We start from the raw sequence: 11,515 nt of genomic DNA on the forward strand, positions 1-11,515 counted from the left end.
TCATAACGCTGGCACAGGATGACGATTTTTCAGCAGCCAACCAGCCACTTGCTGGGGATTTTTCTTGAACTGCATATAAAATTGATGCTCCTGTGCGGACAAGGGAAACACATGCTGAACCTGAAAGCTGACAGGCTGGCGAATCGACTCATCCTCAGGGGAAGAGATGAGCTGCTGGCGGCTGCATACGAGTTCTACTGTAGAATTGGGTTCGTGGACGGGGAGAGTGATACATGTCTCAAAATGACCGGCAGGAATGACATGGTAGGCAGCTGGGACGTTGTTGACTAGGACATGAGCGTGCACGGGTTGGTTGAACAGTGTATTTACACCCTTGATTAGAAGCGCCTGCATAGGGGTGAGCGGATCGACGAACAACGATAAACGGTAGCGTGGTGGAACCCAGGAGCTTGAATAACGATTGCTGTCAACCAAAATCGGCGTGTTTCCGAATACGTGGTGTGCCTTGAACAGATCGAGAAACCAGTGGACGCCTTTTTGCGGATAGTGAGTTAAAAAGTGGTAGAGCCAGTCGTTCGCCACCGTACCGAAATGGCGTATGCTCGTCTTGAGAATTTCTGGGAGTCCGAGCTCGATCTCCAGAGCAATGGATTTGCAGGCTGCGTGCAAGCGTGAAGCGGCAAGAAAATCGCCGATGTGTCCAACCTGATGGGATTTGGAGATACGCATCCACAAATCGTAATCCATGCAATAATGAAGACTCTCATCGACACCGCCGACAGACTGGAAGACTTCTTTTCTCACAAAAGCAGAAGGCTGACAGATGATGCAGAACAGAAAAAGGCTTTGGCGTGAAAATGGTTTGGTAGGATATACACCTATGAATTTATTTTGCTCGTTAATGTGGTAGGCGTTTCCATACACCATCGACCATGCAGGATTCTGGGCAAGAGCGTGCATGGCTTTGGAAACAGCACCAGGCAAATACGTATCATCCGAATTCAACCATCCGATGATCTCACCCCTCGCCATGCTCATCCCTTTGTTAATGGCATCGGATTGTCCACGATCCTGTTCGGAAACAAAGCGAAAGCGATCGCCTAAATAACGGTAGCTGTTCAAAATCTCCAGTGTCCCATCAGTTGATCCTCCATCGACCACAATATGCTCGATATTGGGGTAATCCTGCATGAGAACACTCTCGATTGTTTGTTTGATGAAGGTAGCCTGGTTATAGGAGGGGGTAATGACGCTGATCAGAGGCAGTTCCTGGTTCCTCATTTTTGGTCTCCCTCCCTTTGCTGCTTGCAGCGCAGGATGTTTCTCCAATATTCAAGCAGATCCTTTAATGTCTGGTGAAAGGGAATTTCCGGCTTCCATCCGGTTTTTTCCTGAAACAGACTGGAGTCGCCGAGTAGAACATCTACATCGGATGGGCGAAGCCTTTTGGGATCAACGCGGATCTGGACATTGGCCGTGGTGAAGGTCAGGAGTATCTGGAGAACTTCTTCGATGGTTCTCGTCGTCCCTGAGGAAATGTTATAGACGCTTCCCGGTTCTCCGCGCTCAAGAGAGAGCCAATATGCTTTGACAACATCTCTGACATCTGTAAAATCACGTCTGGCCTGCAGATTTCCCACATCGACAAACGGGGGCTGCAAGCCTAGTTCAATTTGTGCAATTTGCTTGGCAAAATTGGAGGTGACGAAGTGTTCTCCACGCCGTGGCCCAGTATGATTAAAGGTACGTGTACGAACGATCGAGAGACCGTAGCTCTGAAAGTACTGATAGCCGAGGAAATCCTGCGCGATTTTACTCACCGCATAAGGACTGAGCGGGCGCAGTGGATTATTTTCTTGCACAGGGATTTCCCCCGGATAAACCATACCGTACTCTTCACTGGAGCATGCCACTTGAATTTTGCAGTCTACATCCCATTTTCGCACCGCTTCAAAAAGATGCAGCTGGCTGACAATATTGTTCGTGAGTGTATCGGCAGGGGAGTTCCAGGAGGTTGGGACAAAGCTCTGCGCTGCGAGATGGTAAATCTGTTCTGGTCGGATGAGCTTAATCATCTGATCGACCGCATGGGGGTCCGTAAGTTCGCATTCGACCAGCGAAATGTGATCTACCAGATGCGATATATGGTCCATCCGGCTACGTATGCGGTATGTTCCATAGATTTCGATATTGCCGCGAGCGAGCAAATACTCAGCTAAATGACTTCCTGCAAAGCCGGTAATGCCCGTAATGAGTGCTTTCAAGAGGCGCCCCCCCTTGTTCATGATGTTCCTTACAAAGCGAGCTGGATAATCATTTGTCAAGGAAGCAGATGTTTTATATATAGTACAATCAAGAGCACACTGGCACGGCGAATGTCTTTTTTGCCGAAGACTGATTACGAAAAGCTAAGGATCACAAGGAATCCACCGGGAGAACTGGTAATCGAAAAATAAAGGGGAAGAGGAAGAGGGGAAGCTAGAGGATATGAAGTGTTTCATAAATGGTTTTGCATGCCCTTGAAAATGCAGGGAGCAGACACGCAGCAAATCACGGGAGTTCACCTTTTGGCAATAGAGCTGGTTATTACGTAGATATACTTTTTTTCTGCCATCCAATAGCTCTAATTGAGGGAGGTAGAGGGGCAAGGAACAGTTCAGATTATGATCAAAAAAGCAGTCGGAAAAAATACCAAAGCACTTAGGAAATTCCGGGTGATCGAGATGAAAGAGATCACACAAAACCATGTCGGATACGAGACCATGCCCGAGTTTTTGAGCGTAGAACAAGGTTCTGGAAAGAAGAACGGGATTTTGAAACTGCATCATAACGTAGCTACAAAAGGCATTTGCCTTTTCGAGGGAAATAAACGAAGTCCATGAAAACTCCATGGAAAAAGAATGAAAGTCAGAAGAATCAATGGGAGTGAATAAAAGAACATCGGAGTCTATTACTAAGCACAGCTCCAAGTTTTGCTGTTTCATAAAATCCTTCAAGATGAACCGGCGCTGAAAATTAAAAAGGCTGTATTCGTAGGAATTCGTGGATTGGTGCACATAAATGGCTTCAAATTGACGGGCACCTCTGCAGTAATCGCTGATTAGGTAGTGCTCCATGTTATTCTTGCATAACGGATGGGTATCCTCTGTTCCCAGAAGGATGACACGTGAAAACTTATTGCTAAGCTTTGCTTGTTGTAAACTAAAGAACACATGTTCTTGGAAGTTTCGCTGGAAAAAAATGATGGGTATGCCCATGTCATGCACTCCTTTTCTTTCCTTCCTTAATCATATGAATACACTGGCGTGTGGAATTGCCTTTTTTCAAACAGGGAGCAGACGACTAATACCTTTTGGAGAAGAGTCAAATACGATGAAGAATAGGGAGGAAGAGAAGGGAGGCTAGACTAATGGAGAGGATTAACAAGTACGAAAAACGGCTTTTCTCACAAAACGGCGAAGATGGTATCATCGAAGAGCTGTTTTCACGGATCGGAACGACCAATCGCTATTTCGTTGAATTCGGCGTGCAGAGCGGTTTGGAATGCATGTCCAAAAATTTAGCATGCTCGCATCACTGGTCCGGGGTCATGATCGAGGGTCACCCACTAAACTACCAGCATTTGCGAGCAAACTATGCTGCATTTCCTAACGTTGTCACGCACTATTCTTTTATTACGAGAGAAAATATTGCTGCGATTTTCGCACAGCTGCAAGTACCGATAGAATTTGACCTGCTTACCATCGATCTAGATGGTATTGATTACTGGGTGTGGCAAGCACTTGCTTCCTACAAGCCGCGTGTCGTCATCATGGAGTACAATGCCTCTTTTCCGCCGCCGCAAAAAATGGTGGTCGCATATGATCCGCAGTTTATGTGGAATGGAACCACCTATTTCGGTGCGAGCCTGACCTCATTGGCAGAATTGGGCAACCAGCTCGGCTATGATTTGATTGGAACAGATTCGAAGGGCGTAAATGCGTTCTTTATCAGGCGTGATTTATGCAAGAAATCGGGCTTTCCTGCGCTGACACCTGAGCAAGCGTATCATCCGCCGAGCTATGGACTGAACCAAGGCGGGCATCCACAAGGAAGTGGACCAACCGTAGAAATTTAGCTGGGCATAAGACGGCGCAGGTAAGCAAGTACGTGCTGCTTCAACGCTGCAAGCTGAGTCTGAGCGGACTCTTGTGACTGCTCCTTGACGCCGAAATACAGCTTTAGCTTCGGTTCTGTGCCAGAAGGGCGGATGCAAAACCAGGCTTCATTTTCCAAATGGAATTTCAAAACGTCACTTGTGGGCAGGGAAAGGCCAGTGGTTTCTCCTGACAAAAGGTCATGGCGTAATCCTGTCTTATAATCCTCAACAGTTGCTATGCTCTGGCAGCTGATTGCGTTTGGTGGTGCGTGGCGGATGGAAGTGAGGAGTGTTGTCATTTTTTCCATCCCGTCTCGGCCCGTATACGTAATGGAGACTAAATCCTCCTGGTAGTAGCCGTACTTTTGATAAAGCAGCTGTAATTGCTGATAGAGGCTTGAGCCTTGGGAAAGCTGATAGGCACAGGCGTCGGCAAGTAAATAGGCGGCTTGCACACCATCCTTGTCACGGACGAAATCACCGTATAAATACCCGCAGCTTTCTTCCAGGCCGAACAGGAAATGATACAGCCTGGTTTGCTCAAATTCGTACATTTTTTCACCGATATGCTTAAAGCCGGTAAGGGTGTCCACAGTGCTGATATGGTAGGACGCTGCGATTGCACGGACCATTTCCGATGTCACAATGGTTTTTACTACCACGCTGTTAGCTGGGAGACTGCTCTCAGCTTTTTTGTGTGAGAGGAGATAGTCAAGTAGGAGCACTCCGATCTGATTGCCGGTCAGAATGATGTGCTGATTGGGTTTTGTGCGTACGGCAACACCTAGACGATCGCCATCAGGATCGGTGCAAATAATCAGGTCTGCTCCTTTTTTGCGAGCATATTTCAAGGCGAGTCTGAACGCTTCGGGATTCTCGGGGTTCGGTGAGCTTGCATACGTGAATTCAGGATCAGGATTGGCCTGTTCGGGTACGACTCTTACTTGTTGGAAGCCACGATCGACAAGTCCATGCAGGATCGGGTCGTGCGTAGTTCCGTGCAATGGCGAAAAAACAATACGTGGCTGGTGTGTTTTCAAAACGAGACGAGCTGAGGAAAAGCGAAGCTGCTCCTGGGAAGCCAAATACGTATCAAAAATTTCATTCTCCACCATGCGTAGACGTCCAGATGCGAGCAGCTCGCTTTCATCGACGACCTCGACAAGCAGCTCGTCTCCTACCTCGTCCATTTTTTCAAGGATTCGTGAGGCCGTATGGGGTGGGATTTGTCCTCCGTCACTGCCGTAAATTTTGTAGCCGTTGTATTCGGGAGGATTATGGCTGGCGGTGATTACAACTCCTGCACAAGCACCAAGTTGGCGTACGGCAAAAGAGAGCAGGGGTGTCGGTGTCAGCTTGGAGAACAAACAAGAGGTTATGCCGTACTTTCCTAGAACCTTTGCTGTTTCCATGGCAAAAGCCTTGGCGTGCTGTCTGGAATCATATGCGATCACGACTTTCATTTCCGCGACATCGGCATTTTGCTCAAGTAAATAGAGAGCAAGACCAGCACTTACTTTACGAATGGTGTACAGGTTTATTCGGTTAATTCCTGGTGCCATGACACCACGCATGCCCCCTGTTCCAAAATCAATCGGTTTATAAAAGCAATCCTCCAGATGCTTGCTATCCATTTGGATCAAATCTAATTGCTCCCGCAGCGCAGGGTCGAGAGCAGCAAACTCATTCCAGCGAGTATAGTTTGTTTGCCAATCAGCTTTCATTGCTCGATTCACTCCTCATCGAAAAAAAGTCCTTGTTATGTAAGGTATTACCGATACCAGAAGGGAGTGAAGCGCAAGAGGTACTTCGACATGAAATGGCGACTTGAAGAGTATGATTGAAGTATAGAGGAAACCAGATTCTAGCATTGCCCTATCGCTCATGAGCCTTTGTCGTCTCCAGCATTATCCTTGGGCGTTGAACGCATTTGTATGGTTTGGCATATGCTTAAGAGATGATCAATGGAACTTGCGGGAGAGTAAATCTTGACAGAGCCTGAAGGAGGGGAAGTGCCTAATGAAAACGGCTTTCCTAACAGGAATCACCGGACAAGACGGCGCTTATCTGGCAAAGCTATTGTTGGAAAAAGGGTATCGAGTGGTTGGACTGGTTCCTCGTCGCGCTACCATCGACAGGTGGCGGCTGGAGTACTTGGGGATTGCCGATCAGGTGGAGTACAAAGACGGAGATTTGCTTGATGTTTCTTCTCTGACTCGTGCCATGAAAGCATGTAAACCAGATGAGGTCTATCATTTGGCCGCGCAGAGCTTTGTCGGCTCGTCCTGGGAGCAACCGATTCTTACAGCACAAGTGACGGGGATGGGAGTCCTGCACGTATTGGAAGCGATCCGCGAAACGGACCCAGGCATAAAAATGTACCAAGCGTCTTCTAGTGAGCTGTATGGGCTGATTCAGGAACCGATGCAGTCAGAAAATACCCCTTTTTATCCCCGCAGTCCTTATGCTGTGTCAAAGCTGTTTGGATATTGGATGACCAAGAACTATCGGGAAAGCTTTCAAATGTATAGCTGTAACGGAATATTGTTTAATCATGAGTCACCGCTGCGCGGGTTAGAATTTGTTACGAGAAAGGTGACACATGCTGTAGCCAGAATAGCGGGAAGAAAGCAAAAGGAGCTGCGCCTCGGCAACATTCAGGCCAAGCGAGATTGGGGCTTTGCCGGCGATTATGTGGAAGCGATGTGGCTGATGCTTCAGCAGGATAATCCGGATGATTTTGTCATTGCCACAGGAAAAACTTCTACGGTTGAGGAAATGTGCAAGATTGCTTTCGACTACGTGGGATTAGACTACCAGGATTATGTGGTAATCGATCCTGAGCTGTATCGGCCAGCAGAAGTTGATCTATTGCTGGGGAATCCGGAAAAGGCGAAGCAGCAATTAGGGTGGAAGCCGAAAACGAATCTGGAGCAATTGATTCACATGATGGTGGAAGCGGATTTGCAGCGGGTTGCGAGTACCCTATAACCAAAAACATATGAGAAAAAAACGAGGCTGCACATCACAGGTGCAACCTCGTTTTTTGTACGTGCTTTCGTTCCAAGGAACAGGTGATTATCCGTTAAAATGCTTGCTTGCCAGCAAACCATGCCACCATACGCTGATTGATTTGCTCCTCACTTAGCTCCTCGAACAGCTTAGCATCGACAATCATGTCGTACAGGCGCTCCATCGGCTCGCGGCCGTCAGCTTTCTTTGCCTTGGCATCATTTTTGAGCAGGTTCCAGGTATTTACGACAAACAGACGACGATCTACTTCGTGCTTGTGGAAAAAGAATTCCATACGCTCCACATGGTCGAGGAAGTCGCTGCCGAAGCGGCTCTCTACGTTGCCGCGAAGCAAAGCGATCTCAGCCTCATACATTGGGCGCTCATTACCTTTTTCCTTTGAAATCCACGGTGTCTCCAAGATGAGCGGCAAATGGCGAATCTTTTCGTGATCGACGATGTATTTCATCGCATCAAACCCAATCAAGCCAGCACCTACAGGAGCATGGCGGTCCTTGCCCGCTGCACGGAAGTTTTTGCTGTCATTCAGGTGGACGACGGACAGACGATCCAGACCGATGACCCGGTCGAATTGCTCGAGTACACCATCGAAATCATTGACAATATCGTAGCCGGCATCGTGAATATGGCAAGTATCCATGCATACGCGCAGCCTGCGATTGTCTTCCACTTTTTCCATGATCCCCGCTAGCTCTTCGAAGCTGCGGCCAATTTCTGTCCCTTTGCCAGCCATCGTTTCCAGCGCGATGTTTACATTAGTGTCCTTGACGCCGCTAAGCACCTCGTTAAGACCCTCAGCGATACGTGCAACGCCGTATTCCGCATCTTTATCGGTGTAGGCACCAGGGTGCAGTACGATGTTTTTTACGCCGAGGTAGTCCGTACGGCGTATTTCTTCCTGTAAAAAGCGAACAGCCAGCTCGTAGGTGTCGTCCTTATAAGAACCGAGGTTGATGATGTATGGGGCATGGACGACGATCTCGTTTATATCGTGCTTGTCCATGACTTCTTTTCCTTCTGCGATGAACTGCTCTTCGATCGGCTTGCGACGCGTGTTTTGCGGAGCGCCCGTATAGATCATGAACGTGCTAGAGCCATACGCAGTCGCTTCTTGGGCAGAATTTAGAAGTCCTTTGCCAGAGAAAGATACATGTGAACCTATTTTCAACATAGATTGAGATCCCTCTTTCTATTCATATATACGACGGTAAAACAAGTGAATGCTCTATACATAAAAGTAACGTAAGATGATCGTTTCGTCCAATAGGAAGAACATAAAAAACTGATTGGTACCCCTATTTCCAGAAATGAGTAGGAAAAAGGGGTATTTCTATGCGCGCATCATTTAAAATGAACCTATTAATTTAACGAGATAACCCGTTAACGGAAATAGGATAACCTATTTCGAATAAAAAGTAACGATTGATGAGTCCAGAGTATTGATAATAGGCAGAAAATTCGTTTTTGTGGGTGGGCTTCATAAGTTGGCACGCCACTTGCTTATAAAGAAAAATACAAACATTCTAACATTCATTATCAAAGGAGACTTCTTATGAACGTGGTAGCCAACGTATACAGGGGAGAAAAGGTAGAAAGCTCCCATCTCGGTCACATCGCTGTCGTCAATTCAGAAGGTACATTACTTTATTCATACGGTGATCCGTTTCGGCTGACGTATGCGCGCTCCAGCATGAAGCCGATGCAGACAATCCCGGTCATCGAAACAGGGACTGCAGATCGCTATCAATTGGAGCCTGCAGACTTGTCTCTATGCTGTGCGTCCCATAGCGGAGAGCCGCGCCATCGATCGCGTGCCATGTCGATGCTAGAGCGTGCTGGACAGCCAGAGGAAGTTTTGCAGTGCGGCACTCATGTACCACGTGATGAGGAGAGCTACAAACAGCTGATCCGCGAGGGAAAACCACTCACGCCGATTTATAGCAATTGCTCTGGAAAACACTCCGGAATGATCGCGACTGCGACACATATGGGAGAGGACGTTGCTACGTATCACTTGCCGGAGCATCCTGTTCAGCAGCGAATTCTCGACGTCGTAGAAGACATGACGGGATATCCAAAAGATAAGATTTACATGGGAACAGATGGCTGTGGTGTTCCTGTTCATCAATTGCCTCTGGCGAATTACGCGTGGGCTTTTGCAAAGCTTGCGAAACCAGAGGTCATCTCGAATCCGACGCGGCAGCAAGCAGTTATTCGTGTTACGGATGCCATGACAGCTCATCCAGAGATGGTAGGTGGAAACAATCGCTACTGCACTGATTTGATGACAGCCTTTAAAGGCAGAATCGTCGGAAAAGCAGGAGCAGAATCTGTGTACTGTCTGGGCGATCGTCAAACAGGGCTCGGAATTGCTGTAAAAATCGAAGACGGGGGACCACGAGCCATCAATTTGGTAGTCAACGAAGTCCTGCGTCAGCTCGGGATTGGCATCGATGGTCCGCTCAACGATCTTGCAGAATATACAAACCCTGCGATTACGAACATGAGCGGTACGGTTGTCGGTCGTATTGAGGCGGCTTTCACACTCAGCGCGACAGAAAAATCCTTACGTGCATAAATGGCATCTCATTCGGGAGCCGTTTATCTATAACCATTCCTTCACAAAGAAAAAGGGGGTCACATGACATGAAGTTGCAAAAAGGATGGAGGCTTCTCAGCACAGCTGCACTGGTAGCTGTACTGGCAGTGACTGGCTGTAGCCAACAAGCAGCGCCAACACAGCAAGGAGGCTCAGGAGGAGCTACAGGACAAGCACCACAAACAGATAGTGGACAAGCGGACATGACGGCGATGCTCAAGCTCAATTTGAAGACAGAGCCACCTTCACTTGATCCGCCAAAAGGCTTCGACAGTACATCCAATGAGGTGCTGAATGCGACGATGGAAGGCTTGGCGCGTCTCGACAAGGAGCACAAGCCACAGCCTGCCATGGCAGAGAAGTGGACAGTAAGTGAAGACGGCAAGACGTATACCTTTACCCTGCGTGATAGCAAATGGTCAAATGGAGACCCGGTTACCGCTCAGGATTTCGAATTTGCCTTCAAGCGTATCCTCGATCCGAACAATGCATTCCCATCCGCTTTCCTCGCTTACTACATCGCTGGGGCTGAGGAGTTCAACAACGGAAAAGGAAACGCAGATGGAGTCAAGGTAAAAGCAGTAGACGACAAGACGCTGGAAGTACAGCTCAAGGCGCCAGCAGGCTTTTTCCTGCATATTCTCACGCAGCCTACCTTCTTCCCTGTGAACAAAAAGGTAGCAGAGAGCAATCCGAAGTGGTCTGAGAACGCTTCCACTCTCGTAACAAACGGTCCTTTCAAAATGGAGGATTGGGTGCATGATCAGTCGGTAAAGGTCGTGAAAAACGACGGATATTGGGATAAAGATTCCGTGAAGTACGCGGGCATTGATTGGGTCATGGTAAACGATGAAAATACCCAGTACCAAATGTATAAAACTGGTCAGCTCGACATGGTGCAGACCGTTCCGAATGACATGAAAAAGAAGCTGATTGATTCAGGAGAGGCAAAAGTAGAATCTGAAGCATCCATCTACTACTACCGTATGAATACCAAGATGCCTCCTTTCAACAACGTCAACATCCGCAAAGCGTTTGCGCTGGCAATCGATCGTCAAACCTTGATCGACAACGTGGTACAGGGTAAGCAGACTCCTGCACTCGCACACGTACCGCTCGGTTTCCCTGAGCCGACTGGTGGTGATTTCCGCGAAAAAGGCGGAGATTTCATCAAGGATAACGACATTGAACAAGCAAAAGCACTGCTACAAAAGGGAATGGAAGAGGAAGGCTGGACGACACTGCCGCCAGTAACCATGACCTACAATACAAGCGATGCTCACAAATCGATCGCGCAGGTTTTGCAAGAAATGTACAAGAAAAACCTCGGTGTCGATGTAAAGCTGGAGAACAAGGAATGGAAAGTATTCTTGTCCGATCAGCGCGCACGTAATTTGCAGTTCTCCCGTTCGACTATCCCAGCCGACTATGGTGATCCAGTCAACTATTTGGAGCTGTATGTGACCGATCACCCAGGTAACCGGATTAACTACAGCAACAAAGAGTATGATGCACTGGTTGAAAAAATTCGCAACACCGCAGATGAGACCGAGCGCTTCAAGCTAATGCATGATGCAGAGAAGATTTTCATGGATGACATGCCGCTCGTGCCAATCTATTTTGCTACCAAAGTCTTCATGGATCAAGAGAATGTAAAAGGCATTATCCGCCATCCTGTAGGAACACTCGACTACAAGTGGGTAGAGATCGGTAAAAAATAGTAAGATAGACGAAGACAAGGGCTACGTTTCTTTGCAGCTCTTGTCTTCACTTTACATCCTGGA

The 11,515-nt window shown here is 47.8% G+C and carries 10 protein-coding genes; 6 read left to right on the forward strand and 4 right to left on the reverse strand.

Features of this window, described 5'->3' with window-relative positions:
- Positions 1 to 1,242, reverse strand: a complete 1,242-nt coding sequence (locus C3B52_RS20140) for a glycosyltransferase family 2 protein (protein WP_103108200.1) — start codon at positions 1,240 to 1,242, stop codon at positions 1 to 3.
- Positions 1,239 to 2,225, reverse strand: coding sequence for a GDP-mannose 4,6-dehydratase (locus tag C3B52_RS20145; RefSeq protein ID WP_103108201.1), 987 nt, complete (start codon positions 2,223 to 2,225; stop codon positions 1,239 to 1,241). Before C3B52_RS20145 ends, C3B52_RS20140 begins: the two co-directional genes overlap by 4 nt.
- 399 nt (positions 2,226 to 2,624) lie before the next feature.
- On the opposite strand from C3B52_RS20145, the gene C3B52_RS37360 reads away from it, so the two are divergent.
- The 3 genes from C3B52_RS37360 to C3B52_RS20155 all read left to right on the forward strand — a co-directional run bounded on the left by C3B52_RS37360 (position 2,625) and on the right by C3B52_RS20155 (position 4,078).
- A complete protein-coding gene (locus C3B52_RS37360) occupies positions 2,625 to 2,843 on the forward strand; it encodes a hypothetical protein (RefSeq protein WP_103108202.1) in 219 nt (72 codons plus the stop codon).
- Positions 2,844 to 2,933: 90 nt separating this feature from the next.
- Entirely contained in the window at positions 2,934 to 3,065 is a 132-nt protein-coding gene (locus C3B52_RS37835) for a hypothetical protein (RefSeq protein ID WP_268811897.1), read from the forward strand.
- A gap of 305 nt (positions 3,066 to 3,370) precedes the next feature.
- Positions 3,371 to 4,078 (forward strand): hypothetical protein, encoded by a 708-nt coding sequence (locus tag C3B52_RS20155; protein WP_103108203.1) that lies wholly within the window; start codon positions 3,371 to 3,373, stop codon positions 4,076 to 4,078.
- Here the strand turns inward: C3B52_RS20155 and C3B52_RS20160 are convergent.
- The gene (locus tag C3B52_RS20160) at positions 4,075 to 5,823 is read right to left on the reverse strand and encodes a phospho-sugar mutase (protein WP_103108204.1); all 1,749 of its coding nucleotides are present in this window, start codon (positions 5,821 to 5,823) and stop codon (positions 4,075 to 4,077) included. The genes C3B52_RS20155 and C3B52_RS20160 overlap by 4 nt on opposite strands.
- A gap of 295 nt (positions 5,824 to 6,118) precedes the next feature.
- On the opposite strand from C3B52_RS20160, the gene gmd reads away from it, so the two are divergent.
- The gene (gene gmd / locus C3B52_RS20165; RefSeq protein WP_103108205.1) at positions 6,119 to 7,090 is read left to right on the forward strand and encodes a GDP-mannose 4,6-dehydratase; all 972 of its coding nucleotides are present in this window, start codon (positions 6,119 to 6,121) and stop codon (positions 7,088 to 7,090) included.
- Between the two features lie 94 nt (positions 7,091 to 7,184).
- Here the strand turns inward: gmd and C3B52_RS20170 are convergent, their stop codons facing one another.
- Positions 7,185 to 8,303 carry a deoxyribonuclease IV gene (locus C3B52_RS20170; protein WP_103108206.1) on the reverse strand — a complete coding sequence of 373 codons (1,119 nt, stop codon included), beginning with the start codon at positions 8,301 to 8,303 and terminating at the stop codon, positions 7,185 to 7,187.
- A 381-nt stretch (positions 8,304 to 8,684) separates the two neighbouring features.
- On the opposite strand from C3B52_RS20170, the gene C3B52_RS20175 reads away from it, so the two are divergent.
- Positions 8,685 to 9,710, forward strand: coding sequence for an asparaginase (locus C3B52_RS20175; protein ID WP_103108207.1), 1,026 nt, complete (start codon positions 8,685 to 8,687; stop codon positions 9,708 to 9,710).
- Positions 9,711 to 9,778: 68 nt separating this feature from the next.
- On the forward strand, positions 9,779 to 11,452 hold the full coding sequence (locus tag C3B52_RS20180) for a peptide ABC transporter substrate-binding protein (RefSeq protein ID WP_103108208.1): 1,674 nt from the start codon (positions 9,779 to 9,781) through the stop codon (positions 11,450 to 11,452).
- The last annotated feature ends 63 nt before the right edge of the window (positions 11,453 to 11,515 follow it).

It is taken from the genome of Brevibacillus reuszeri (assembly GCF_002897295.1).
GTDB lineage: Bacteria > Bacillota > Bacilli > Brevibacillales > Brevibacillaceae > Brevibacillus > Brevibacillus reuszeri_A.

Excerpts from the sequence above, each read along its gene's own strand:
- gmd (WP_103108205.1), top strand. The coding sequence starts at position 6,119 with ATGAAAACGGCTTTCCTAACAGGAATCACCGGACAAGACGGCGCTTAT.
- C3B52_RS20180 (WP_103108208.1), top strand. The coding sequence starts at position 9,779 with ATGAAGTTGCAAAAAGGATGGAGGCTTCTCAGCACAGCTGCACTGGTA.
- C3B52_RS20155 (WP_103108203.1), top strand. The coding sequence starts at position 3,371 with ATGGAGAGGATTAACAAGTACGAAAAACGGCTTTTCTCACAAAACGGC.
- C3B52_RS20170 (WP_103108206.1), bottom strand. The coding sequence starts at position 8,303 with ATGTTGAAAATAGGTTCACATGTATCTTTCTCTGGCAAAGGACTTCTA.
- C3B52_RS20160 (WP_103108204.1), bottom strand. The coding sequence starts at position 5,823 with ATGAAAGCTGATTGGCAAACAAACTATACTCGCTGGAATGAGTTTGCT.
- C3B52_RS20175 (WP_103108207.1), top strand. The coding sequence starts at position 8,685 with ATGAACGTGGTAGCCAACGTATACAGGGGAGAAAAGGTAGAAAGCTCC.
- C3B52_RS20140 (WP_103108200.1), bottom strand. The coding sequence starts at position 1,242 with ATGAGGAACCAGGAACTGCCTCTGATCAGCGTCATTACCCCCTCCTAT.
- C3B52_RS37360 (WP_103108202.1), top strand. The coding sequence starts at position 2,625 with ATGATCAAAAAAGCAGTCGGAAAAAATACCAAAGCACTTAGGAAATTC.